Consider the following 25092-nt stretch of genomic DNA (forward strand, 5'->3'; position numbering starts at 1 on the left):
GGCGGCGCGGCCGCCTGCGAGCGTCGTGGTCACGTTTCCTCCGGGGGCGGGGGCATGGGGGGTGGGCGTGGTCCCTTGGTCCTCAGATACGTGCCGTGACGCCGGTGTGTTCAGCTGCCCGCGGAGTCCAGTGCGGACTGGAGTGACTGGCGGTAACCATCGCTCGTGTAGGTGGCCCCCGAGACCGTGTCGATGTCCGCGCTCTGGGCCTGGAGCGCTTCGGTCCGCAGCCGCGGGAGCGCGTAGCTGTTGATCTCCTGGTCCCGGGGATTGTCCGTGGGGTAGACGACGGCGGTCGCGTTGGTGAGCTTGCCGTCCTTCACGGTGACACGGACCTGTACGGGACCCCAGCGGGTCTGGACGGAATCGCCGGTGACGGTTCGGGTTCCCGTGACCGCGGGAGCGGTTGCCCCGGACGTCACCGCCAGGGTCGGCGAGGCGTGCGGCTTCAGCGACAACAGCATCACCATGCCGGAGACCGTGGCGGCGCTCGCCAGGACGATCCGGCGCAGCGGGCGGTTCTTTCTCAGCGCGTGCACGTGTGCGGCCTCACAGTTCTCACAGCGGTCTCGGCTCTCACAGCTCTCACAGCTCTCACAGCTCTCAGAGTTCGAAGGATTCGTGGTGGATACGGCGGTCCGGCACCCCGGCGGCGCGCAGCTCCTCGTACAGCTCCCGGGCGAAGCCGTGCGGGCCGCAGACGTAGACGTCGTGGCCGGCCAGACCGGGGACGGTCGACCGCAGCGACTCGGCGGTGATCCGCGGCCGTTGCCCCTGGGGCCCGTTGAGCAGGTAGTGCACCTTTGCCCCGCGCCAGCGCGCGACGGCTTCCAACTCCCCGCCCAGCGCGAGGTCCTCGACCGTGCGCGCCCGGTACAGGAGGGTCACCTCGCCCGGCAGGGTCTCGAACAGCGCCCGCAGCGGGGTGATGCCGACCCCGCCCGCGATCAGCAGCGACCTGGAGGAGGTCCGCCGGTCCCCGGTCAGCGAACCGTACGGCCCCTCCGCCCACACCCGTGTGCCCGGCCGCAGCAACGCCACGGCCGCGCTGTGGCCGCCCAGCGCCTTGACCGTGATCCGCATGCGGTCGGGGTGCGGCGGCGCCGACAGGGAGTACGGCGTCGACGTCCACCGCAGACCGTCGGCGAGGAACCGCCAGCGGAAGAACTGCCCGGCCCGCGCGCCCAGTCGGTCGAGGTCCCGGCCGTGCACGACGACGGACCACACACCCGGCGCCTCCTGGTGCACGGACTCCACGCGCAGCCGGTGCCGCAGGTTCAGCCGCACCGGGGCGAGGATCCGGAACCACAGCACCAGAGCCGCCGCGCCCAGGTACAGCGTGTACCAGGCGGCCGTGGCCACGGCGTTTCCGCTCAGGTCGTTGCCGAGGGCCAGTTGGTGGCCGAAGACGAGGAACACGGCCGCGTACGTGAGGAGATGGACGTAGTACCAGAACTCGTGGCCGGTACGGCGGCGCACCGCGCGTGCGGAGGTGACGCCGACCGCGAGGAGGATCACCGTGCCGGCACTCGCCTTGAGCATGTCCGGATAGTCCAGGACCACGGTGACCGTCTCGTGCCACAGCGAGGCACTGTCCTGGGCGGCGTACCCGGCGAGGATCAGCCCGATGTGCGCGAGCAGCAGGCAGACGGTGTAGCGGCCGGCCATCGCGTGCCAGCGCGCCACCCGGTCCGAGCCGATCCGCTGCTCCAGCAGCGGGACGCGCGCCATCAGACCGACCAGGACCGCGCAGGCGTACCCGCACAGCAGCCCGGCGATCCGCCCGCCGCCGGTCAGCCACCCGGCCGCGCCGACCACGGAACCGGTGTCCGCCCACCACAGGGCGATCACGGCCGCCGCCCCGGTCCACAGCAGGGTCAGCACGGCACCCGCGGGGGAGCGTCGCGAGGGTGGCGCCACGGCTGGTGCGGCCCGCCGCTCGTACACGGTGGTCATAGGTGCGTCCTCTCGCCTGTGCTGGACACACACTGTGCAAGGGGAACTTCTCAGGTCCCTGTGAAACGGCACTCCGCAGAGCGCACTCAGAGGAAACTCAGAGCCTGCCCGGGCCCCCGCCGCCCCGGCCAGGGGGGATCCTGGAGAGGACATGGACACCGCACGCTCCGGCCGCCCCGCCCTCACCCGCCCCGACGGCACCCCGCTGCGGGTCCTCGTCGTCGACGACGACCCCGACCTGGCCGAGGTGCTCTCCGGCGCCCTGCGCTACGAGGGCTGGCAGGTCCGCACCGCCGGCGACGGCGCCTCGGCGCTGACCGCGGCCCGGGAACTGCTGCCCGACGCCGTGGTCCTTGACGTGATGCTCCCGGACACCGACGGCTTCGCCGTGCTGCGCGCCCTGCACACCGTCAAGGCCGACGTCTGCGTGCTCTTCCTGACCGCCCGGGACGCGGTCGAGGACCGGATCAAGGGCATCACGGCGGGCGGCGACGACTACGTGACCAAGCCGTTCAGCCTGGAGGAGGTCATCGCCCGGCTGCGCGGACTCCTGCGCCGCGCGGGCATGGCCCGCCAGCTCGACGAGGGCCCGCGGCTGACCGTCGGCGACCTGGTCATGGACGAGGAGGCCCGCGAGGTCACCCGCGCCGGCGAGCTGATCGAACTGTCCCCGACCGAGTTCGAGCTGCTGCGCTTCCTCATGCGCAACCCGCGCCGCGTGCTCAGCAAGGCGCAGATCCTCGACCGTGTGTGGTCCTACGACTTCGGCGGCCGCGCCCATGTGGTCGAGCTGTACATCTCGTATCTGCGCAAGAAGGTGGACGCCGGCCGTGAGCCGATGATCCACACCGTGCGCGGGGCGGGATACGTGATCAAGCCGGTGACGCCGTGAGGGACCTGCGGCCGCACACGCTGCGGGCCCGGCTCACCCTCGGCCTCGTGGTGCTGCTGGCGGTGAGCTGTGCCGCGGTCGGAGTGGCCGCGGTGCTCGCCCTGAGCGGCTTCCTCACCAACCGCCTCGACGAGCAGCTGACCGAGGCCGGGAACCGCTTCGCCGTGAGCCTGGAACTCAAAGGGAAGCACCAGAAGGACGATCACGACGGCGACGAGCACGGCGACACCCGTAGGCAGGCGACGGGCACGTTCGGCGCCCGGCTGGTGAACGACACCGTCACCGCCGCCGCGGTCGTCCGGTCGAGCGGCACCCTGAACGTCGACCTCACCGCCCGCGACCGGAAGCGGCTCGCCGCGGTCCCGGTCGACGGCAGGGGCCACAGCGTCGACTTCTCCGCCCTGGGCGGCTACCGGCTCCTCGCCACCCGGGGCCTCGACGGCGACATCCTGGTCACCGGCCTGCCCCTGGAGCCCGTCGAGGCCACAGTGCACCGCCTCGAACTGGTCGCCGGCATCGTCTTCGGCGCCGCCCTCACCGTCACCGGTGTCGCGGGCGCCCTGTGGGTGCGCTGGTCCCTGCGCCCGCTCAGCCGGGTCGCCGCCACCGCCACCCGGGTCAGCGAACTCCCGCTGGCCAGCGGGGAGGTGGCCCTGCCGCCGCGCGCCCCCGAATCCGACCCGCGCAGTGAGGTGGGCCGGGTCGCCGGCGCCTTCAACCGCATGCTCGGCCATGTCGAGGACGCCCTCACCAAACGCCACGCCAGCGAGGAACGGCTGCGCAGCTTCGCCGCCGACGCCAGCCACGAACTGCGCACCCCGGTCGCCTCGGTGCGCGGCCATGCCGAACTCGCCCTGCTGCACCCCGGCCCGCTGCCGCCGGAGATCACCCGGGCCCTGGAACGCATCGCCGCCGAGTCGACCCGCATGGGCGCCATGGTCGACGACCTGCTCCTGCTGGCCCGCCTGGACGCCGGCCGCCCCCTGGAGGCAGCCACCGTCGACCTCACCCGCCTGGTCCTCGACGCCCTCACGGACGCGAGGGCCACGGGGTCGGATCACCGCTGGGAGCTGGACCTCCCGGCGGAACCGGTCACGGTGACGGGCGACGAGCACCGCCTCCACCAGGTGCTGGCCAACCTGCTGTCCAACGCCCGTCTGCACACCCCGGCCGGCACCAAGGTGACGGTGACGCTGGAGACCGACGCGACCGACGTGCTGTTGAAGGTCCACGACGACGGCCCCGGCATCCCCGAGGACATCCAGGCGGGTGTCTTCGAGCGCTTCACCCGCGCCGACCGCAGCACCAAGGCGGAGACCGGCGGCGCGGGCCTGGGCCTGTCGATCGTGGCCGCGGTGGTGGAGGCGCACGGGGGCAGCGTGACGCTGGAGAGCGGGCCGGGATCGACGACCTTCACCGTCCGGCTCGGCAACGCCTGAGTCAGACGACGGACGGCGGCAACGGCAACGGCAGCCCCGGCAGTCCGTCCAGGCTCGTGGCGATGTGGTCCTTCTTGGCGAAGTACGCGCCCAGCGACTCGTCGTCCTCGCGCGCGAACCGTTTGCCGTGCAGCTCGCGGTCGCCCTCGTACGCCATGTACGGCACCGCGTAACCGCAGGTGTCGCGGACCAGGTCGGCCGTCACGACGATGATCGCCCGCAGTCCGTGCGCGGTCGGGTCGATGTCCGGGAAGCGGGAGAGCAGTTCCCTGAAGCGCGGGTCGTCCCGGAAGACGGGCTCACCGCGGCCGTGCACCCGGACGATGTTCGGCGGCCCCTGGAACGCGCACCACATGAGGGTGATCCGGCCGTTCTCCCGCAGATGCGCGACCGTCTCGGCGTTGGAGCCGGCGAAGTCGAGGTAGGCCACGGTGAGTTCGTCGAGGACCACGAAGGAGCCGCGCAGCCCCTTGGGGGAGAGGTTGACCGTGCCGTCGCTCGACAGGGGAGCGGTCGCGGTGAAGAAGAGGGGCTGCGCCTCGATGAAGGAGCGGAGCCGGCCGTCTATGCGCTCATAAGTCTTTCCCATATCTAAGGATTATGAGCGCATACCTTTCGCCTGTCTAAGGAATTCGGACGTCGATCTGCTCGACGACGTCCGTGGCCGCCCCGGCCGGCGCTCGAACGGGGCGGCCACAGCGCCTGTCACGTCACTTGGTGAGCGTGCAGGCGGCCAGGGAGTCGAGGCCCTGAGGCTTCGCCGCGGTACGGCCGATGGAGATGGCGATGCGGTCGATGGTCGACTTCCGCTTGTCGGCCAGCGGGCCGAGGATGGCGTTCTGGACGAAGTTCGGTCCGCCCTGGCCGACCGTGTCGACGAGCCGCTTGTTGGCTTCGGCGATCTGGGTCTGGAGGAGGGTCAGGTTGCGGGTGACCTCGGCCTGCGCGGTGGCGGGGATCGCGGGCAGCTTGGAGGCCACGTCCGGGCAGGAGATGGTGCCCGCGCCGGCGGCCTGACCGGCGTTGCCAGCGTTCCCTGCGTTCCCCGTGTTCCCCGCGTTCCCGGTCCCCCCGGCACCGGCCGTCTGGCTCGGGGCGGCGCTCGGACCCGCGCCGGCCCCGGCGCCCGCCCCGGCCCCGGCGCCGCCGGCGTTGAGGGTGCAGGGGGCCAGCGCGTCCAGGCCCTGCGGCTTCGCCGCGGTACGGCCGATGGCGGTGGCGATGCGGTTGACGGTGGCGACCCGCTTGTCCTTCAGCGGGCCCAGGATGGCGTTCTGGACGAAGTTCGGTCCGCCCTGGCCGACCGTGTCGACGAGCCGCTTGTTGGCTTCGGCGATCTGGGTCTGGAGGAGGGTCAGGTTGCGGGTGACCTCGGCCTGGGCGGTGGCGGGGATCGCCGGCAGCTGGGAGGCCACGTCCGGGCATGTGATGCTGCCGGGGGCGGCCAGCGTGCGGACGGTGGCGGTGCTGCTCTTGGAGGTCTCCCCGGCGAGGGCGGTACCGGCGACGATCGCCCCGGTCAGTGCCACGGCGGCGGCGCCGCCGATGATCGCCACGCGGCGCTGGTTGTACTTCGGAAGAGCCCTGGACATGCGGATGCCTCACTCGGGGTCGGGAGTGGTCTGTGGTGACAAACGCGGCGCCTGCGTTCGGCGGGAAGTACGGGCAAGCGGTTTCCGGTGTTCAAAGGGAGCGCAAATTCGTCGCCGCCCGCATGTCAGATTGACGAATCATGCAGCACTCTGCATAATCATGCATGACGGTGAGTGCAGCGGTGAGGAGCAACGAAGTGAGCAGCAACAGCGGTGACGTCCGGCTCTGGGGCGGTCGTTTCGCCGACGGTCCCGCCGAGGCGCTGGCGAAGCTGTCCGCGTCCGTCCACTTCGACTGGCGGCTCGCGCCGTACGACATCGCCGGTTCGCGTGCCCACGCGCGCGTGCTGCACAAGGCGGGCCTCCTGAGCGAGGACGAGCTGCAGCGCATGCTCGCCGGGCTCGACCAGCTCGAAGCCGACGTGAACGACGGCTCCTTCGTCGGCACGATCGCCGACGAGGACTGCCACACCGCTCTGGAGCGGGGCCTGCTGGAGCGCGTCGGCCCCGACCTCGGCGGCAAACTGCGCGCCGGCCGCTCGCGCAACGACCAGATCGCCACCCTCTTCCGCATGTACCTGCGGGACCACGCCCGGATCATCGGCGGTCTGATCGCCGAGCTCCAGGACGCGCTGGTGGGTCTGGCGGAGGCTCACCCGGACGTGGCGATGCCCGGCCGCACCCACCTCCAGCACGCCCAGCCGGTGCTGTTCGCCCACCACGTCCTCGCCCACGTCCAGTCCCTGTCCCGGGACGCGGAACGGCTGCGCCAGTGGGACGAGCGTACGGCTGTGTCGCCGTACGGCTCGGGGGCGCTGGCCGGTTCCTCCCTGGGCCTGGACCCGGAGGCGGTCGCCAAGGACCTCGGCTTCGAGCACGGCAGTGTCGGCAACTCGATCGACGGCACGGCCTCCCGTGACTTCGTCGCCGAGTTCGCCTTCATCACCGCGATGATCGGCGTCAACCTCTCCCGGATCGCCGAGGAGATCATCATCTGGAACACGAAGGAGTTCTCCTTCGTGACCCTGCACGACGCGTTCTCCACGGGTTCGTCGATCATGCCGCAGAAGAAGAATCCGGACATCGCGGAGCTGGCGCGCGGCAAGAGCGGCCGCCTGATCGGCAACCTGACGGGCCTGATGGCCACGCTCAAGGCCCTGCCCCTCGCCTACAACCGCGACCTCCAGGAGGACAAGGAGCCGGTCTTCGACTCCTGCGACCAACTGGAGGTCCTGCTCCCCGCGTTCACCGGCATGATGGCGACCCTCACGGTCAACCGCGAGCGCATGGAGGAACTGGCCCCGGCCGGCTTCTCCCTCGCCACCGACATCGCCGAGTGGCTGGTCAAGCAGGGCGTCCCCTTCCGCGTGGCCCACGAGGTCGCCGGCGAGTGCGTCAAGGCGGCGGAGGCCGAGGGCAAGGAGCTGAACGACCTGACGGACGAGCAGTTCGCCAAGATCAGCGCCCATCTGACCCCGGAGGTCCGCACGGTCCTCAACGTCCCGGGCGCGCTCGCCTCCCGCAACGCCAGGGGCGGCACGGCCCCGAGCGCGGTGGCGGTCCAGTTGGCAGAGGTGAAGGCGGACCTGGCCGCTCAGCACAATTGGGCGAAGGCCAAGGGCCTTTAGGGTTCAGTCACCGAAGGTCGCCGAAGGTCGCCGAAGGTCACCGAGGTCGCCGAAGGTCATCGCGGGTACGTTGGTCGGAAGCCGTACCGGACCGACCGAACGGAGCCCGCGATGCCCTTCGCCCGACTGGCGACAGCAACCACCCCCACCTGCCACCTCGGACTGGGCCTCGCCGCAATCGCCCGCCCCGGCTACATCAACCTCGGCCGAGACGAAGACCTCGGAGACGACCGCAGCGTAGAAACCCTCCGCACCCGCACCCACGAACTCCTCGACGCCGCCTACTTCCAGGGCGTCCGCTACTTCGACGTGGCCCGTTCCTACGGCCGCTCCGAGGAGTTCCTCGCGGACTGGCTCGACAGGAACCCGCACATCGACGACGTGGTCGTCGGCAGCAAGTGGGGCTACACCTACACCGCCGACTGGACCACCGACGCCGAGAAGCACGAGATCAAGGACCACGGCGTCCGGACGTACGACCGTCAGCGCGCCGAGACCGCCGAACTGCTCGGTGACCGCCTCGACCTCTACCAGATCCACTCGGTGACCCCGGGCAGCCCGGCCCTCACCGACAAGGAACTCCACGCGAGGCTCGCGGAGGCGGCGGCCCAGGGCACCACCGTCGGCTTCTCGACCAGCGGCCCCGCCCAGGCGGAAGCGATCCGCGCCGCACTGGAGGTGACCGTCGACGGCGAGCCCCTCTTCCGTACCGTCCAGTCGACGTACAACGCCCTGGAGACCTCGGCCGGGCCCGCCCTCGCCGAGGCCCACGCCGCCGGTCTCACGGTGATCGTCAAGGAGGGCATGGCCAACGGCAGGCTCGCCGGACCGCACGCCCCGGACGCCCTGAAGGCCGTAGCGGCCGAGATGTCCCTGGGCTGTGACGCCGTAGCCCTCGCCCTGGTCCTGCGTCAGCCCTGGGCCGGAGTGGTCCTCTCGGGAGCCGCCACCACCGCCCAGCTCGCGTCCAACCTGCACGCGGCCGTCGTGGACCTGGACGACGAGCAGCTGTCCCGGCTCGCGGCGCTGGTGGAGGAACCGGGCGCGTACTGGGAGCGCCGCGCTCAGCTGCCCTGGCACTGAGAAGCTCCTGATCAACTGCGACAGTCAAGCCATGAGACGGCCATGCCCGTCATGAGACATGAATGTCTCACATGGGCTATGGTTGTCTCATGGCTGTCGACCGTGACCATGTGCTGCGCAGTGCCGCCGCCCTGCTGACCCGCAAATCCACCGCGACCATGGACGAGGTCGCCAAGGCCGCCGGGATCAGCCGGGCCACGCTGCACCGCCTCTTCGCCGGGCGCGACGCGCTGGTGCGGGCACTGGAAGCGCTTGGCATCGAGGAGTGCGAGAAGGCACTCGAAGCCGCCCGCCCGGAGGAGGGACCGGAGAGCGAAGCCGTACGGCGTCTGGTTCGCGAGGTCGAGTCCGCTGCCGGACTCCTCGCCTTCCTCTACACGGAGAACCAGCTGTTCGAGGGCGCGGAGCAGAACGACGGCTGGGCCCGGATCGACGCCCGCATCGCCGCACTGTTCCAACGCGGGCAGCAGAACGGCGAGTTCCGCATCGACCTCACGCCCGCCTGGCTCACCGAGGCCCTGTTCGGCCTGCTCGCCTCCGCCGTCTGGATGCTGCAGAGCGGCAAGGGCGCCCCCAAGGACTTCCACCACATGACCGTCGAGCTGTTGCTCGGCGGCGCACTACGTCATCCCGCACCACCGAGAGAGGAATCATGACCAGCACCCTGCAGCCGGCGACCACGACCGAGGCGGTGAAGCGCCCCGGCCGTTGGCTCGCGCTGTCCGTCCTGGTGCTCGCCGTGCTGCTGGTGGCCGTCGACGCGACCGTCCTCGGCCTCGCGACCCCGTACATCAGCGAGGACCTCGAGCCGACCGGCACCCAGCTCCTGTGGATCGGTGACGTCTACTCGTTCGTCATCGCGGGCCTGCTGGTGTCGATGGGCAGCCTCGGCGACCGCATCGGGCGCAAGCGGATCCTGCTGCTGGGCGCGACGGCGTTCGGCGCGGTATCGATCCTCAACGCCTACGCGACGACACCGGAGTTGATGATCCTGGCGCGGGCGCTGCTCGGCGTCGCCGGCGCGACCCTCATGCCCGCCACCCTGGCCCTGATCCGCAACCTCTTCCACGACCCGCGCGAGCGCAGTCTCGCCGTCGGCATCTGGGGCGCGACCGCCTCCGCCGGTACGGCGATCGGCCCCATCGTCGGAGGCTTCCTCCTCGAACACTTCTGGTGGGGCTCGGTCTTCCTGATCAACCTGCCGGTGATGGCGGTCCTGGTCCTCGTGGGCATCAAGTTCCTGCCGGAGTCCCGCGATCCGAACCCGGGGCCCTGGGACATGGCCAGCGTCGCGCTGTCCCTGGTCGGCGTGATCGCGGTGGTCTACGCCGTCAAGGAGGCCGCCGCACACGGCATCACGTGGGAGCCGGTCGCCGCGGGCGTCCTGGGGGCGGCAGCCCTGTACACCTTCGTCCGCCGCCAACTCACCCTGCCGGCGCCCCTCCTGGACATGCGCCTGTTCCGCAACCGCGGCTTCGGCGGCGCCGTCCTGGCCGACCTGCTGACCGTTCTCGGCCTCTCCGGCCTGGTCTTCTTCCTCTCCCAGTACCTCCAACTCGTCCAGGGCAGGCCCCCGTTGGAGGCGGGTCTGGCCGAACTCCCGGCGGCGGTGGGAGCGGTGGCCGCGGGCCTGGTCGCGGGCACGGTGGCTCGCCGGTACTCGGTACGGGCCGTGGTCTCCGGAGGCCTCGCCGCCATCGGCCTGGCCCTGGCGTCACTGACCCTGCTCGACCAGTCCACGGACTACCCGATGCTGGGCGCCGCTCTGCTGGTGGTCGGCGTGGGCGCGGGCTTCTCGTTCACGGTGACGGCGGACGTGATCCTGTCGAGCGTCCCGAAGGAACAGGCGGGAGCCGCGTCGGCGGTCTCGGAGACGGCGTACGAACTGGGCGCGGCCCTGGGCATCGCCGTACTGGGCTCGATCGTGACGGGCGTGTACCGGGGCTTCACGGGCCCGACGGATACACCGGCCGGAGCTCACGAGTCGCTCGGCGGTGCGGTGGAGGCGGCGTCCGGAATGCCGACGGACACGGCTCACGACCTGCTGTTCTCAGCCCGAGAGGCTTTCGTGGACGGCCTCACGATCGCCGCGGGCGCGGGAGCGGTGGTCCTGCTTGCGACAGCGGTGGCAGCCTGGTTCATGCTGAAGGAACAACGGTTGGACAAGGGCTTCTAGGGGGACAGAGCTGTGCGGCGCAGTGGGGGCGACAAGTCCCTACTGCGCCGCACCCGACAACGAACGGCTACGCGGCCTTCGCCTTGGTCGCGTACATGTCCACGTACTCCTGGCCCGACAGCCGCATGACCTCGGTCATCACGGAGTCCGTCACGGCCCGCAGCACATACCGGTCCCGGTCCATCCCCTCGTACCGCGAGAACTCCATCGCCTCACCGAACCGGACCGTGACCCGCCCGGGCCGCGGCATCCCCGACCCGCCCGGCTGCAACTTGTCCGTGCCGATCATCGCGAAGGGGACGACCGGCGCACCCGTCATCAGCGTCAGTCGGGCGATACCCGTACGCCCGCGGTACAGCCGGCCGTCGGGCGACCGCGTCCCCTCGGGGTAGATCCCGAAGACCTTGCCCTCCTCCAGAACCCGGCGCCCGGTCATCAGCGCGGCCACACCGCCGCGGCCGCCGTCGCGGTCCACCGGGATCATGCCGACGCCGGTGAAGAACCAGGCCATGAGACGGCCTTTCAGGGACTTTCCGGTGACGTACTCGTCCTTGCCGATGAAGAACACCTGCCGGTCGCAGACCAGCGGAAGGATCATCGAGTCGATGAAGGTGAGGTGGTTGCCGGCCAGGATGACGGGACCGTCACCCGGGATGTGCTCCGCGCCCTCCACCTGTAGGCGGAACATCAGGCGCATGATCGGTCCGAGCACTGCCTTGATGAGCGCGAAGCGGGACAACGGGCCCTCCGGAGTCAAGAGAACGGCCAGGGAAACTGTATGAGTCTGTGCAGGTGAGGACATTACTCGCGGCTCGGGGAATCGCGCACATCGGGCGCTCGGGGTTCACCGAGGTCTTACGCACTGTTGACACTCGTTTACCTGCGGATGGTCCCCGTTGCCTCCCGGAAACCCGGGCGGAACGATGTGACGGAGGTCGCCCCGACCGACGCGTACCCCGGCTCCGCGCCGTGAAGCCGACGAACCATCAGACATCTGTTCCCATACGACATCCCGTGTCACCCGCGTGTTCTGCCGTAGGTCTCCCGCCCGTCACGGACCCGGACCTACGATCGGCGCGCATCGAAGAGGCGACGGCAGGAGGGGTCCCCATGGGATCGCAGGACGAGCACACGGACGGCACCGGACGGCGCGCACTTCTCGGGGCCGCGATGTTCGGCGCCGGGGGAGCGGTCCTGGGCCTGCCGGGGACGGCTAGAGCCGCGACCACCGGATCCATGACCGTCGGAGCCACGACGTCCGGATCGGCCGGGTACGGTGGCGGCGGCCTGAAGAGCCTTCCCGTGCCGACGGTCATCGGCCATCGCGGTGCCAGCGGGTACCGCCCCGAGCACACCTTCGGCTCCTATCAGCTCGCCCTGGACCTGGGCGCCGACATCGTCGAGGCCGGCGACCTCGTCCCCACCAGGGACGGCCACCTCGTCTGCCGCCACGAGCCGGAGATCGGCGGCACGACCGACGTCGCCGACCACAAGGAGTTCGCCGACCGCAGGAGGACCAAGCTCCTCGACGGCGTCTCCACCACCGGCTGGTTCACCGAGGACTTCACGCTCGCCGAGCTCAAGACGCTCCGCGCGATCGAGCGCATCCCGGCCAACCGCCCGCACAACACGCTCTACAACGGCCGCTGGGAGATCCCCACCTTCGAGGAAGTCCTGAAGTGGCAGGAGGAGCAGACCCGCAAGCGCGGCAAGCAGGTCTGGATCTACCCCGAGACCAAGCACCCCACCTACTTCCGGGGCCTCGGCCTGGGCCTGGAGGAGCGGGTGGCCAAGATCCTGCACCGGCACGGCAAGGACAAGCGGAACTCGCCGGTCATCCTCCAGTCCTTCGAGCCGACCAGCATCCAGCGCCTGAACAAGCTCGTCGACAACCCCTTGGTCGTCCTCCTGTCCGCCGCCAACACCCGCCCCTGGGACTTCGTCGCGACGGGCGACCCGCGCACGGTCGCCGACCTGATCACCCCCAAGGGCCTCAGGGAGATCGCGGGCTACGCCCAGGGCATCGGCCCGACCCTCGACCTCGTCATCACGAAGAAGGCGGACGGCAGCCTCGACAAGGAGACCTCCCTGGTCGCCGACGCGCACAAGGTGGGGCTGGTCCTGCATCCCTACACCATGCGCAACGAGAACCCCTTCCTGCCCACGGAGTACCGCAAGGGCACCGACCCGGACGCCTACGGAGACGCCTTCGGCGCCTTCAAGCGGTACTTCGCCACCGGCATCGACGGCGTCTTCACCGACAACGCGGACACGGGCGTCCTCGCCCGCGCGGACTTCGTCAACGGCTGAGCCGCCGTGCCCCGATCGGGGTGACTTGCCGCCGCCCGGGCAACCCAGAGCCCGGGCGGCCGTGTCATACCGCATATGACGCACGACTTGGTCACCGCCCTGCGCCCGCTGCTCACCGCCGAGGCCTCCGCGGAGGCACATGCCTCCGGTACGGAACCGGCCGATCTGGAGCAGGCGGTCTGGCTCCGCCTCCTGGAGCACCTGGAGACGCAGGGCCCGCCCCTCGACCCGACCGGCTGGCTCCGCCGCGCCGTCCGCTCCGAGTCCCGCCGCAGCCGTCGTACGACCCGCCTCGAACGGCCCTACGACACCGAGCCCGCGGCCGACGACGACCGCACCCCCGAACAGCTCACCCTCGCCGCCGCCCGGCGCCGGGCCCTGCACGACGCGGTGCGCCGGCTGCCCGGCCGCTGCCCCTCGCTCATGGCGGCCCTCCTCTCCCCGAGGGACCTCACCTACCGGGAGATCGCGGGGGAGTTGGGTATCTCACAGGGCAGTCTGGGTCCGGAACGTTCCAGATGTCTGGGATGTCTTCGGCGATTGCTCCCACCGGAGGTTGCGACCCGCCGGGTGCGGGGATAGGAGTGGGGGACAACAGGCGATCAGGTGAGCGGGAGGCGTGCGCACATGGGCATGAGCGTGACCATCTCTGCGGCGGCCGAGCAGGACGCGGAGCAGATCTTCAGGCTGCAGTACCTGTGCTTCCAGAGTGAGGCGGCGCTGTACGGCAACTACCGCATCGATCCGCTCGTCCAGAGCCTGGACTCGGTCCGCGCGGAGGTGACCTCGGACTGTGTCTTCGTGGCCCGCCTGGGAGACGAGGTGGTCGGCTCGGTCCGCGGCCGCGTCACCGAGGACGGCTCGGCCGCCATCGGCAAGCTCTGCGTCCACCCACGCCTCCAGGGCCACGGCATCGGGGCCCGCCTCCTCCGGGCGGCCGAGGCCGCCCTGGCGGACGAACGAGGCGCCACCAGCTTCCGCCTCTTCACCGGCCACCGCAGCGAGGGCAACCTCCGCCTCTACCGCAAGGTCGGCTACCAGACGGTGGGCACGTCGGAGGGCGCGGACGGAGTCCCGATGATCGTCCTGGAGAAGCCGGCCGGCACATATGCGGCAACCGCATGAGTCTTTAGGGGCGCGAGGAACTGCGTGATCAGCCACGACGGACCGGATGCCGCCCGAAGACCTCAGGCGGCATCCCCCTTGGGCGCACCCTTCCGCAACCAGTAAATGGCAGAAAGCGGCAAGAGCACGGGGATGAACACGTACCCCATCCCGAAGTCCGACCACACGGTGGCGTCCGGAAACGCAGAGGGCTCGATCAGCGTCCACATGCCAACGGTCAGCACACCCACCAGTTCAGCCCCACAGCACGCGAGCGCCACTTTGCGAGCTGTCTCCCCGCCGCGCACCAGCGTGTACGTGATGAATCCGTACACCACCCCGGCCACCGCTGACAGTGAGTACGCGAGCGGCGCCCGATCGAATTCCGTGGAGATCTGGTACGCGGATCGAGACACCGCCCCCACGACCATCACCCCGTACAACCACACCAGCAGCGTCCCCGGCCCACTGGTCAGCCGCCGCCGGCCACCGCTCACGTCAGCTTCCCCAGATGTCATAGAGCCGCACCTCCAGGACGGCCAGCACCACACCGCCGGCGGCAACCGTCACCGATCCCCACCGCGTCCGCTCCGCGAGCGACATTAACCCCGCCGCGGGCACGCACGCGAACGCCCCCAGCAGATAGGCGACGAAGATCGTCGTCCCCTGCTCCGGCTTCTCGCCCCGCGCCAGCTGCACGATCCCGATCACCAGCTGGACCAGCGCCAGCACCGACACCACGGCCATCCCGATGAAGTGCCAGTCCTTGGTCGGCTGATCACGGTAGGCGGCCCAGCCGCACCAGGCGGCCAGCAGCAGCGCGGCGACGCCGGTCACCAGCGTCAGGGCATCAAACATGCGGCGAGCCTATTACGGTCCAAAAGACCTGATGCGGCCGCCCCCGCACCGCACCGTAGGGTCGAGGACATGAAGATCCATGCCGAAGCCCTCCTGTTCGACAACGACGGAACCCTCGTCTCCTCCCTCGAATCCGTCCACCGCTGCTGGACGCGCTGGGCCGAGGAGTTCGGCATCACCGCGGAGGAGTTCGCACGGGTCGAACTCCACGGACGCACGGCCGCGGACATAGCCGCCGAGCTGCTGCCCGCCGACGTCGTGCCGACGGCCCTCGCGCGGATCGAGCAACTGGAGGTGGAGGACGTGCCCAACGGCGGTGTTCATCTGCTGCCCGGAACCACGGCCTTCCTGGACTCCCTGCCCGCCGACCGCTGGGCCGTCGTCACCTCGGCCACCCGCCGGCTCGCCGAGGCCCGTCTCGCGGCGGTCGGCATCCTCCCCAAGACGCTGGTCGCCGCCGACGACGTCACCCGCGGCAAGCCGGACCCCGAGCCCTATCTGCTCGCCGCCCGTGAACTCGGCGTGGACCCGGCCCGCTGTGTCGTCTTCGAGGACGCCCCCGCCGGCCTGCGCGCCGGCCGCGCCGCCGGTATGACCACCGTGGCGTTGACCACAACCCATCAGGCACACGAGCTCGACGCCGACTTGGTGGTCGAGAACCTGTCGGCCCTGTCGGCACTGGTGACCGCCCGGAACGTGGAGATCTCCGTCCGGTCCTGAACCTGTCCACCGCTGTCCGTCATGCGGACAGCGGGTTCTTGGCCGCCCGCATACGTCTGCTTTACTGATCGCATGACCACGACGAGCTGCCGCACTGTTGCGACCGAGGCGACCACGACGCCCGGTGCTCGTTGTATGTGTCGAATGTGCGCCTGTTAGAGGGCCCCCGCACCACCCCTTGAGACTCGCGCCCCGAAGCGAGCCGCCCCGGCACGTCCGTACGCCGTGAACGCCGTACGTGACCCATGTGCCCGCGCACGACTTCTTCCCGTACCAGGGCACACCCACGCCCGGGTACTCGACAGTGACGGAACCCCAGTGATCACGACAACAGGCCTGACCAAGGTCTACCGCTCGCGCGGCCGTGAGGTCACCGCCCTGGACGGCGTCGATCTGCACGTCCGCGAAGGCGAGGTGTACGGCGTCATCGGCCAGTCCGGCGCCGGCAAGTCCTCACTCATCCGCTGCGTCAACCTGCTGGAGCGCCCCACCGCCGGCACCGTGACCGTCGACGGGCAGGACCTCACCGCCCTCGTGGGCCGCGGTCCGCGCGCCGGCAAGGAGCTGCGGCAGGCGCGCAGCCGTATCGGCATGGTCTTCCAGCACTTCAACCTGCTGTCCACCCGCACGGTCCGGGACAACGTCGAGCTGCCGCTCGAAATCCTCGGCACCTCCGGCAAGGAGCGCTCCCGCAAGGCACTCGAGCTCCTTGACCTCGTCGGACTCGCCGACAAGGCGAACGCCTACCCGGCCCAGCTCTCCGGCGGCCAGAAGCAGCGCGTCGGCATCGCCCGCGCCCTGGCCGGCGACCCCAAGGTGCTCCTGTCCGACGAGGCCACCAGCGCCCTCGACCCCGAGACCACCCGCTCGATCCTCCAGCTGCTGCGCGACCTGAACCGGCAGCTCGGTCTCACCGTCCTGCTCATCACCCACGAGATGGACGTCGTGAAGTCGATCTGCGACTCGGCCGCCCTGATGGAGAACGGCCGCATCGTCGAGTCCGGCACCGTCAGCGAACTGCTCGCGACCCCCGGCTCCGAACTGGCCTCCGCGCTCTTCCCCGTCGGCGGCGAGGCCACCGGCGAGGACCGGACCGTCCTCGACGTCACCTTCCAGGGCGAGGCGGCCACCCAGCCCGTCATCTCCCAGCTGTCGCGCACCTACAACATCGACATATCGATCCTCGGTGCCGCCATCGACACCGTCGGCGGCCTCCAGGTCGGCCGGATGCGCATCGAACTGCCCGGCCGCTACGAGGACAACGTCGTGCCCGTCGGCTTCCTGCGCGAAAAGGGCCTGCAGATCGAAGTCGTCGGCGAGCACCAGCTGGTGAAGGAAGGTGCCAAGTGACCTGGTCCGAGATGGAGCCCCTGCTGGAGCAGGCGTGTTGGGACACCCTCTACATGGTCGGCTGGTCCACGGTCATCGCCGTCGTGGGCGGTCTGCCCCTCGGTGTGCTGCTCGTCCTCACCGACCGGGGCGGGCTCCTCCAGAACGTCGTCGCGAACAAGGTCATCGGGCAGGTGGTGAACGTGGCCCGCTCGATGCCGTTCATCATCCTGATGGTCGCGCTGATGGGCTTCACCCGCACGATCACCGGGACGACCATCGGCCGCGAGGCCGCCATCGTGCCGCTCGCCATCGGTGCCATCCCGTTCTTCGCGCGCCTGGTCGAGACGGCTGTCCGCGAAGTGGACGGCGGTCTGGTCGAGGCCGTGCAGTCGATGGGCGGCAACACCTGGACCATCGTCCGCAAGGTCCTCGTCCCCGAGGCCCTGCCCTCGCTGATCGCCAGCACCACCACCACGATCGTCGCCCTCATCGGGTACTCCGCGATGGCCGGCACGGTCGGCGCCGGCGGCCTCGGTGACATCGCGATCCGCTACGGCTACCAGCGCTTCGAGACCCAGCTGATGTGGATCACCGTCGCGATCCTCGCCGTCGTCATCTCGCTCATCCAGTTCGCCGGCGACTACGCGGCCCGCTCGCTGCACAGGCGCGGCGGACGCTCCGGCCCCGCGCCGAAGCTGCGGCTGCTGAAGGCGGCCACGGCGGACACCAAGACCGTCTGAGACACCCCCGAGCCCGTCTGAGGGCGCCCCCATTTTTCCCGTGCACCCGAACACGGGATCGCTGCACCCAAAAGGAAAGGCACTTTTCGTGCGTAACACCGCAAAGCTCACCACTGCCGTCCTCGCCGCCGGAGCGCTCACCTTCGGGCTCAGTGCCTGCGGTTCGTCCGGCTCGGACTCCGCCTCCGACACCAGCGGACCCCTGGTCGTGGCCGCGAGCCCCACCCCGCACGCCGAGATCCTGAACTACGTCAAGGAGCACCTGGCGAAGAAGGCGGGCCTCGACCTGGAGGTCAAGGAGTTCCAGGACTACATCGTGCCGAACACGGCGACCGAGGACGGCTCGGTGGACGCCAACTACTTCCAGAACCAGCCCTACCTCGACGACTTCAACAAGAAGCGCGGCACGCACATCGTGCCCGTCGTCACGGTGCATCTGGAGCCGCTCGGCCTCTACTCCCACAAGGTCAAGAGCGTCGACGCCCTGAAGAGCGGCGCGACCGTCGCCGTCCCGAACGACGCCGTCAACGAGGCCCGCTCCCTGAAGCTGCTCGCCGCCAACGGGCTGATCACGCTGAAGGACGGCGCCGGCAGCGAGGCGACCCCGCAGGACATCACCAAGAACCCGAAGAACCTCAAGTTCAAGGAGGTCGAGGCGGCCCAGACCGTGCGCTCCCTCGACGACGTGGACGCGGCGGTCGTCAACGGCAACTACGCCATCTCCGCCGACCTCAAGCCGGCCAAGGACGCCCTCGTCCTGGAGTCCGCGAAGAACAGCCCCTACGGCAACTTCCTCGCGGTCAAGGACGGCAACCAGGACGACCCGCGCGTGAAGAAGCTCGCCAAGCTGCTCACCTCCCCCGAGGTCAAGAAGTTCATCCAGGACAAGTACGCCGGTTCCGTCATCCCGTCCTTCTGAAAGGCGTAGGGCCACCGACGCGTATACGACGTATCGCCACGCACGGGGTCCACTCGCTCACCATGTGTGGGCCCCGTGATGCGGTTCGGTGCTTTCATGCTGCATGCTGGGCAGTTCAGCAGGCCCTGCTGGTTTTCCGACGGCTACGGAGTGGCGCATGACTGGCACCTTCCCCAACATCTCCATCAGCACGGAGCGGTTGGTGCTGCGCCCCCTCGACGAGGACGACGTGCCCGCGCTGGCCGAGATGATGAACGACGAGCAGGTCGGGGCCTGGACCGACGTACCCCAGCCCTACAGCGAGGAGCAGGCGCGCGGCTGGATCACGCGGTACGCGCCGGCCGAACGGGAGACCGGTCGCGGAATCGCCTTCGCCGTCACGGAGTTCCTCACCCAGCGCCTGGTCGGCGTCGTCCAGCTCGCCAAGACCAACTGGCACGTCCGCTCCACGGAGTTGTCGTACATCATCGCCCCCTGGGCCCGCGGCGAGGGCTACGCCTCCGAGGCCGCGCTCGCCACCGCCCAGTGGCTGTTCACCGACCAGAAGTTCGAGCGGATCGAGCTGCGCACCGCGGCCGACAACACCGCCTCCCAGCAGGTCGCCCAGAAGATCGGCTGTATCAGCGAAGGTGTCCTGCGCGGCGCCTGTATAGCGCACGTCCGCGCCGACGACGGGACCTGGAGCGACGTCCGCACCGACTTCATCGTGTGGAGCCTGCTGCCCGAGGACCTCGACGGCGCGGGCGACCAACTGGCCGACACGGACGGCTTCACGACGTACTCCGACTGGAACTGAACCGGATCCGGACCCAGGGCGGTGAAAGCGCTTCCGGGGCGCAGCGGGTACCCTCACCAAGCCGCCCGCGGGCTGCCCACCGACGACAACCTGCGCACACCTCTGGAGACTGAGAGACGATGGCCGACCGCGTCACGGTGATCGGCTGGGACGGCTCGCCGCTGACCGCCGCGGCACGCTCCGCCCTCGGCGCCGCCACGCTGGTCGCGGGCGCCGCCCACCACCTGGCACTCCCCGAGGTACCGCCCGCCGCCGAACGCATCCGCCTCGGCAGCGTCGCCCTCGCCGCCCGCCGCATCACCGGCCACCGCGGCAGCGCGGTCGTGCTCGCCGACGGCGACCCCGGGTTCTTCGGAGTCGTACGCACCCTGCGCGCACCCGAGTTCGGCCTGGAGGTCGAGGTCGTCCCCGGCGTGTCCTCGGTCGCCGCCGCCTTCGCGCGGGCCGGTATGGCCTGGGACGACGCACAGGTGGTCGTCGCACACCGGCGCACCCTGCGACGCGCGGTGAACGTATGCCGGGCCCACACCAAGGTCGCGGTCCTCACCTCACCCGGCGCCGGACCCGCCGAACTCGGCCTGCTCATGGAGGGCGTCCACCGCACCTTCGTCATCTGCGAGGAACTGGGCACCGACCGCGAACAGGTCACCGTCGTCACCTCCGACAAGGCCGCCGACCACACCTGGCGCGATCCCAACCTCGTCATCGTCATCGGCGGCACCGCGGCCGTGACGGAGGACGGCGGCTGGATCGCGGGCCGCGACCCGGCCGCCGCGCCGCGTGGCTGGACCCTGCCCGCCGAGTCCTACGGCGGCCTCATGGGCGAGGGCGAACTGGAACCGCTCCGCGGGGCCCAACTCGCCCGGCTGGGACCGCGCGTCGGCGACCTCGTGTGGGACATCGGCTGCGGCAGCGGCGCCTTCGCCACCGAGGCCGCCCTGGCCGGGGCCGCCGTCATCGCCGTCGACCGCGACCTGAGGGCCTGCGAGCGCACCGAGGCCAACGCCCGCGCCTTCGGGGTCCAGGTCCAGATCGTCGCGGGCACCGCCCCGCACGTCCTGGAGAACCTTCCCGAACCGGACGTCGTCCGCGTCGGCGGCGGGGGAGTGGCCGTGGTCTCCGCGGTCGCCGACCGGCGTCCGCAGCGCATCGTCGCCCACGCGGCCACCCGCGACGAGGCCGAACTCGTCGGCCGGGACCTCAGCGAACACGGCTACCGCGTCGAGTGCGCCCTCCTCCAGTCCGTCGAACTCGACACCCGGGCCTGGACGGAGACGGAGCGGAGCGTCGCGTTCCTGCTCAGCGGGGTGCTCCCGGACCGTACGGTCTGACGCCGCCGGTCGTCGTCCGCCGTCCCCGTGATCCTGTTGTCGTACTGCGCGCGGTAGGCTGGCCGACCGTTGTACCGCACCCGGTGGCCCGGCATTCGTTCATCAATGTCCGGAAAGCGCGCCCGTTTTGGGGTGGGTGTGGTACGGCAGAACCGGAGGACGCGCAACGTGGCGCAGTCCACAGCGGGCTGTCGCGGATCAACCTGTCGCGACGGGGGAACGGCCGGGACAATGCCAGTTAATGGCTTTGTCGTCTTTCTCGGCGGGCCGTTCGTGCCGCTGGGCACGCACGCTCGTTCTTCACCACGGGGGCGGTCGGTGCGCCGTCCCCGGTGAGCTGGTCGTAGAAGCACTAACCGATGGGCGAGGGGTACGCATGACCGACACCGGCCAGGTCCCGGGCGAGGGACTGCCGGAGAACGCAGGCATGGTGGAACAGCCGGGCGTCCCCGCGCCGGGTGCGTACACCTACCTCTCCGAGATCACCGCCGAGGACGAAGACCTGTTGCTGCTGCCGGGCGCCCAGAGCCCCTGGGGCAACGAGGTCGCCCCACCCGCCCCGGAACCGGTCGTCGAGACCGTCCACGAGCCGGGCCCGCACGAGATGTCCGGCCGCGACAGCGGAGCGCACGACCTCAGCGCCGTCCGTACGCCCCAGTTCCAGGCACCTTCGGTGCCGATCCCGCCCATCACGCCCCGTCGGCCGCTGCACCTCGGTCCGCCGATCCCCGACGCCTCCGCGAGCCCGGTCCGCTCCCTCGCCGACCGCGGCCCCGCGGGCGCACCGGTACGGCAGCCGGCCGCGGCCACTCCCGGCCCCGAGTACTACGACGCCCCGCAGCCGCAGGGCGCGGTCCCGTGGGGTGCCCCGGCCCAGGCGGCCGTCCAGGCACCGGTGAGCACGGTGGCCCCGGCTGCCGAAACGGTTGTTCCGGCGCCGGAACCGGCGGCCGACCTCGCCCCCGAGGCGGAGGTCGCCGGGTACGAGGTCCCCGTGGTTCCGGTACCGGATGCCGTACCGGCCCCCGAGGCCGACGGTTCCGGGGCCGACGGTTCTGGGGCCGACGCTTCCGGGGCTGACGCTTCCGGGGCTGACGAGGTCCAGCCCGTGGAGGACGAGCCGGCTGCGGTCGGTGGCGTCGAGGTGAGCGGGGGGCAGGTGCCGGTGGACGGCTCCTTGCCCTACGAGGTTCAGCCCGCGCCTGTTGCCGATGCGGAGGTGCCCGCGGACCAGGTCCTGCCCGCGGGACCCGCGCCCGACGCGGTCGCCCCGACGCTTGGCACCGACACCGCTGACACCGTGGACACTGCCGTCGCTGCGGAGGCGGACGAGGCCGAGCAGGTCCCGGGCCCCGGTCCCGCCGTCGCCGCAGAGTACGAGGTCGTCGCCCCGGATACTGCCGACGTCGCTGAAATCGCGCCGGTGATCGGTGAAGCCGATGTGGAGGCTGCGGCCGAGCAGGTGCCGATGCCCGCGCCCGCGCCCGTGCCCGTCGTGGAGGTCCCCGCTGCGGCGGTGGACGCCGGAGCCGAGTGGGGTGCTGAGGTACAGGAGGCGACAGCTGCCGTCGTCCCGGATGCGATCGTCCCGGATGCGGTGGCGGTCGAGGACGTGGCCCTTGCCTCAGAGGCGGACGCGGTCCAGGAAGCGGCCCCGGCACAGGAAGTGGACGCGGCACAGGAAGCGGACGCGGCACAGGAAACCGTGGCCGTTCCGGAACCCGCACCCCTCACCGAGGAAGCCGTCGCCGCGCCCACCCCGGACGCCCCCGAAGCCGTGACTCCGCAGGTTCCGCAGCCCGTGGATGCCGTCGCCGCACCGGCCGAGGACCTTCCCGCACCCGTGGAGGACGACTTCGCCGCCGAGGCCCCCGGGCCACTCCCGGCCGAGCAGCCCGCGCCTGAGCAGGAGCCCGCCGGGGACCCGCAGACGCCCCACTTCGTCCAGGAGGAGCCGGAGCCCTTCGCGGCGGACGCGGCCGACACCGACGTACAGCCGGCGGAGCCCGCCGCGCAGCCGACCCCGGACCAGGCGCCGCAGGGTCCGCAGACGCCGGCACCTCAGCCGCTCGCGGCCGAACTCCCCGGCGCGCAGCCCCCGTTCGAGGTCCCCGTCGTCCTGCCCGCAGGAGTTCCTCCGGAACCCCGACTCGGCGAGCTGCTGGGGGAGTTCGTGCCGGTGGACGGCTCGGTGCCGACCACCCCGCACCTCGCGCCGACCCCGCCGCACCCCCTGTCGCTCCCCACCCCGAGTGAGGCGGGCGGTGATCTCCAACTCGCCCAGCAGGCCGACGACCTGGACACCCTGGCGGCCGATCAGGATGACCAGGAAGACCAGCAAGACCAGGAAGACCAGGAAGACCAGGAAGACCAGCAAGAAGTGAGCACCGCCCCCGTGGCAGAAGTACGACGGTCCACGGGCCCCGCCGCGCCCGCGTACGAGGACGCCGAGCGCGAGGCCGTGCTCAAGGTCATGCGGGAGCGCCGCGACATCCGCAACGGCTTCCGCAGCGACCCGATCCCGCACGAGGTGCTGCTCCGGGTCCTGGAGGCCGCCCACACCGCGCCCTCCGTCGGCCACTCGCAGCCGTGGGACTTCGTCGTCATCCGCTCCGCCGAGACCCGCGCCGCGATGCAGGACCTGGCCCAGCGCCAGCGGGAGGCGTATGCCACGTCGCTGCCCAAGGGCCGGGCCAAGCAGTTCAAGGAACTGAAGATCGAGGCCATCCTCGAGACCCCGGTGAACATCGTCGTCACCGCCGACCCCACCCGTGGCGGCCGGCACACCCTCGGCCGGCACACCCAGCCGCAGATGGCCCCGTACTCCGCCGCGCTCGCCGTGGAGAACCTCTGGCTCGCCGCCCGCGCCGAGGGCCTCGGCGTCGGCTGGGTCAGCTTCTTCGACGAGCGCGAGATGGTCCGCGCCCTCGGCCTGCCCGAGCACCTGGAGGTCATCGCCTACCTGTGCGTCGGGTACGTCGACGAGTTCCCGGACGAGCCCGAGCTGATGCAGGCCGGCTGGTCCAAGCGCCGCCCGCTGTCCTGGGTCGTGCACGAGGAGACGTACGGCCGCCGCGCGCTGCCCGGCGAGGAGCCGCACGACCTGCTCGGCGAGACCGTCGCCCAGATCCGCCCGCTGGACGCCAAGGCGCTCGGCGAGGCCTGGGAGCGGCAGAAGCGGATGACCAAACCGGCCGGCGCACTCGGCATGCTGGAGATCATCTCCGCCCAGCTGTGCGGGCTCTCCCGGCAGTGCCCGCCGCCCATCCCGGAGCCCGCGGCCGTCGCGATCTTCGCCGGTGACCACGGCGTGCACGCCCAGGGCGTCACCCCCTGGCCGCAGGAGGTGACCGCCCAGATGGTCGCCAACTTCCTCGGCGGCGGGGCCGTTTGCAATGCCTTCGCCGCTCAGGTGGGCGCCGAGGTGTGTGTGGTGGATGTCGGCGTGGCGTCCGAACTCCCGGCCACGCCCGGTCTGTTGCCCCGCAAGGTCCGTGCCGGTACGTCCGACATGACCACCGGCCCCGCGATGTCCCGCGAGGAGGCCAAGCAGGCCATCGAGGTCGGCATCGAGACCGCCCGTGACCTGGTCGCGGCCGGCAACAAGGCGCTCCTCACCGGCGAGATGGGCATCGCGAACACCACCGCGTCCGCCGCCCTGATCTCCGTCTTCACGGGCGCCGACGCCGCCGAGGTCACCGGCCGCGGCACCGGCATCAACGACGAGACGCTGGCCCGCAAGACCGAGGTCGTCCGTCGCGCGCTCGAACTCCACCAGCCGGACCCCGCCGACCCGATCGGCGTCCTGGCGGCGATCGGCGGCTTCGAGCACGCTGCGATGGTCGGTCTGCTGCTGGGCGGCGCGTCCCTGCGCACCCCGGTCATCCTCGACGGCGTCAGCGCGGGCGCCGCCGCCCTGGTGGCCCGCGCGATCGCCCCGGAGGTCCTCGCCGCCTGCATCGCGGGCCACCGCAGCGCCGAACCGGGCCACGTGGCCGCCCTGAACAAGCTGGGCCTGCGTCCCCTGGTCGACCTCGACCTGCGCCTCGGCGAGGGCACGGGCGCCCTGCTGGCCCTGCCGCTGGTGCAGAGCACGGCGCGGGCCATGCACGAGGTCGCCACGTTCGACTCGGCGGGCGTCACCGAGAAGTGACCCCGCGACCGGGGTGGGCCACGCGTTCCTGCGTGCACCCCACCCCGGCCGTACGCTGAACCC

General features: G+C 70.9%; 23 protein-coding genes. 16 read left to right on the top strand and 7 right to left on the bottom strand.

Annotated elements, in window-relative coordinates; translation table 11 throughout:
- Positions 1-110: 110 nt before the first annotated feature.
- Both ACFVYN_RS15990 and ACFVYN_RS15995 read right to left on the bottom strand, forming a co-directional pair.
- On the bottom strand, positions 111-539 hold the full coding sequence (locus ACFVYN_RS15990; RefSeq protein ID WP_389998211.1) for an FMN-binding protein: 429 nt from the start codon (positions 537-539) through the stop codon (positions 111-113).
- 64 nt (positions 540-603) lie between these two features.
- The gene (locus ACFVYN_RS15995) at positions 604-1956 is read right to left on the bottom strand and encodes a ferric reductase-like transmembrane domain-containing protein (RefSeq protein ID WP_389998213.1); all 1353 of its coding nucleotides are present in this window, start codon (positions 1954-1956) and stop codon (positions 604-606) included.
- A 151-nt stretch (positions 1957-2107) separates the two neighbouring features.
- On the opposite strand from ACFVYN_RS15995, the gene ACFVYN_RS16000 reads away from it, so the two are divergent.
- Entirely contained in the window at positions 2108-2848 is a 741-nt protein-coding gene (locus tag ACFVYN_RS16000; RefSeq protein ID WP_389998216.1) for a response regulator transcription factor, read from the top strand.
- Positions 2845-4287, top strand: coding sequence for a sensor histidine kinase (locus ACFVYN_RS16005; RefSeq protein WP_389998219.1), 1443 nt, complete (start codon positions 2845-2847; stop codon positions 4285-4287). Before ACFVYN_RS16000 ends, ACFVYN_RS16005 begins: the two co-directional genes overlap by 4 nt.
- 1 nt (position 4288) lies before the next feature.
- Here the strand turns inward: ACFVYN_RS16005 and ACFVYN_RS16010 are convergent, their stop codons facing one another.
- Both ACFVYN_RS16010 and ACFVYN_RS16015 read right to left on the bottom strand, forming a co-directional pair.
- On the bottom strand, positions 4289-4876 hold the full coding sequence (locus ACFVYN_RS16010; protein WP_389998222.1) for a pyridoxamine 5'-phosphate oxidase family protein: 588 nt from the start codon (positions 4874-4876) through the stop codon (positions 4289-4291).
- A gap of 121 nt (positions 4877-4997) precedes the next feature.
- Positions 4998-5879: a hypothetical protein gene (locus ACFVYN_RS16015; RefSeq protein ID WP_389998225.1), complete on the bottom strand. Its 882-nt coding sequence runs from the start codon at positions 5877-5879 to the stop codon at positions 4998-5000.
- Between the two features lie 197 nt (positions 5880-6076).
- Between ACFVYN_RS16015 and argH the strand changes: the two genes are divergently transcribed.
- The 4 genes from argH to ACFVYN_RS16035 all read left to right on the top strand — a co-directional run bounded on the left by argH (position 6077) and on the right by ACFVYN_RS16035 (position 10766).
- The gene (argH, locus tag ACFVYN_RS16020) at positions 6077-7507 is read left to right on the top strand and encodes an argininosuccinate lyase (protein WP_389998227.1); all 1431 of its coding nucleotides are present in this window, start codon (positions 6077-6079) and stop codon (positions 7505-7507) included.
- Positions 7508-7618: 111 nt separating this feature from the next.
- Positions 7619-8590, top strand: a complete 972-nt coding sequence (locus ACFVYN_RS16025; protein ID WP_389998230.1) for an aldo/keto reductase — start codon at positions 7619-7621, stop codon at positions 8588-8590.
- A gap of 89 nt (positions 8591-8679) precedes the next feature.
- On the top strand, positions 8680-9246 hold the full coding sequence (locus tag ACFVYN_RS16030) for a TetR/AcrR family transcriptional regulator (protein ID WP_389998232.1): 567 nt from the start codon (positions 8680-8682) through the stop codon (positions 9244-9246).
- Complete coding sequence (locus ACFVYN_RS16035) at positions 9243-10766, top strand: MFS transporter (protein ID WP_389998235.1); 1524 nt, start codon at positions 9243-9245, stop codon at positions 10764-10766. Before ACFVYN_RS16030 ends, ACFVYN_RS16035 begins: the two co-directional genes overlap by 4 nt.
- Before the next feature lie 67 nt (positions 10767-10833).
- Here the strand turns inward: ACFVYN_RS16035 and ACFVYN_RS16040 are convergent, their stop codons facing one another.
- Positions 10834-11505, bottom strand: a complete 672-nt coding sequence (locus ACFVYN_RS16040; RefSeq protein ID WP_389998238.1) for a lysophospholipid acyltransferase family protein — start codon at positions 11503-11505, stop codon at positions 10834-10836.
- 371 nt (positions 11506-11876) lie between these two features.
- On the opposite strand from ACFVYN_RS16040, the gene ACFVYN_RS16045 reads away from it, so the two are divergent.
- The 3 genes from ACFVYN_RS16045 (at position 11877) to ACFVYN_RS16055 (ending at position 14201) form a co-directional block, all read left to right on the top strand.
- Positions 11877-13076 carry a glycerophosphodiester phosphodiesterase gene (locus ACFVYN_RS16045; protein ID WP_389998241.1) on the top strand — a complete coding sequence of 400 codons (1200 nt, stop codon included), beginning with the start codon at positions 11877-11879 and terminating at the stop codon, positions 13074-13076.
- A gap of 75 nt (positions 13077-13151) precedes the next feature.
- The gene (locus tag ACFVYN_RS16050; RefSeq protein ID WP_389998244.1) at positions 13152-13658 is read left to right on the top strand and encodes a sigma-70 family RNA polymerase sigma factor; all 507 of its coding nucleotides are present in this window, start codon (positions 13152-13154) and stop codon (positions 13656-13658) included.
- A gap of 45 nt (positions 13659-13703) precedes the next feature.
- The gene (locus ACFVYN_RS16055; protein WP_352390035.1) at positions 13704-14201 is read left to right on the top strand and encodes a GNAT family N-acetyltransferase; all 498 of its coding nucleotides are present in this window, start codon (positions 13704-13706) and stop codon (positions 14199-14201) included.
- Between the two features lie 62 nt (positions 14202-14263).
- Here ACFVYN_RS16055 and ACFVYN_RS16060 read toward each other — a convergent pair whose 3' ends face one another.
- Entirely contained in the window at positions 14264-14698 is a 435-nt protein-coding gene (locus tag ACFVYN_RS16060) for a hypothetical protein (protein WP_389998247.1), read from the bottom strand.
- Complete coding sequence (locus tag ACFVYN_RS16065; RefSeq protein ID WP_389998250.1) at positions 14679-15038, bottom strand: hypothetical protein; 360 nt, start codon at positions 15036-15038, stop codon at positions 14679-14681. Before ACFVYN_RS16065 ends, ACFVYN_RS16060 begins: the two co-directional genes overlap by 20 nt.
- 69 nt (positions 15039-15107) lie before the next feature.
- On the opposite strand from ACFVYN_RS16065, the gene ACFVYN_RS16070 reads away from it, so the two are divergent.
- The 7 genes from ACFVYN_RS16070 (at position 15108) to cobT (ending at position 25029) form a co-directional block, all read left to right on the top strand.
- Complete coding sequence (locus ACFVYN_RS16070) at positions 15108-15758, top strand: HAD family hydrolase (RefSeq protein ID WP_389998253.1); 651 nt, start codon at positions 15108-15110, stop codon at positions 15756-15758.
- A gap of 318 nt (positions 15759-16076) precedes the next feature.
- On the top strand, positions 16077-17108 hold the full coding sequence (locus ACFVYN_RS16075; protein WP_389998256.1) for a methionine ABC transporter ATP-binding protein: 1032 nt from the start codon (positions 16077-16079) through the stop codon (positions 17106-17108).
- A complete protein-coding gene (locus ACFVYN_RS16080) occupies positions 17105-17830 on the top strand; it encodes a methionine ABC transporter permease (RefSeq protein WP_389998259.1) in 726 nt (241 codons plus the stop codon). The genes ACFVYN_RS16075 and ACFVYN_RS16080 overlap by 4 nt, the downstream gene beginning before the upstream one ends.
- 88 nt (positions 17831-17918) lie before the next feature.
- Positions 17919-18749 (top strand): MetQ/NlpA family ABC transporter substrate-binding protein, encoded by an 831-nt coding sequence (locus tag ACFVYN_RS16085; protein ID WP_389998262.1) that lies wholly within the window; start codon positions 17919-17921, stop codon positions 18747-18749.
- Positions 18750-18906: 157 nt separating this feature from the next.
- Positions 18907-19545 carry a GNAT family N-acetyltransferase gene (locus tag ACFVYN_RS16090; RefSeq protein WP_389998264.1) on the top strand — a complete coding sequence of 213 codons (639 nt, stop codon included), beginning with the start codon at positions 18907-18909 and terminating at the stop codon, positions 19543-19545.
- Between the two features lie 119 nt (positions 19546-19664).
- Positions 19665-20876, top strand: coding sequence for a precorrin-6y C5,15-methyltransferase (decarboxylating) subunit CbiE (gene cbiE, locus ACFVYN_RS16095; RefSeq protein WP_389998266.1), 1212 nt, complete (start codon positions 19665-19667; stop codon positions 20874-20876).
- Positions 20877-21252: 376 nt separating this feature from the next.
- A complete protein-coding gene (gene cobT, locus ACFVYN_RS16100; protein WP_389998269.1) occupies positions 21253-25029 on the top strand; it encodes a nicotinate-nucleotide--dimethylbenzimidazole phosphoribosyltransferase in 3777 nt (1258 codons plus the stop codon).
- Positions 25030-25092: the final 63 nt, after the last annotated feature.

This window comes from Streptomyces sp. NPDC058307, assembly GCF_042880295.1.
Lineage (GTDB): Bacteria > Actinomycetota > Actinomycetes > Streptomycetales > Streptomycetaceae > Streptomyces.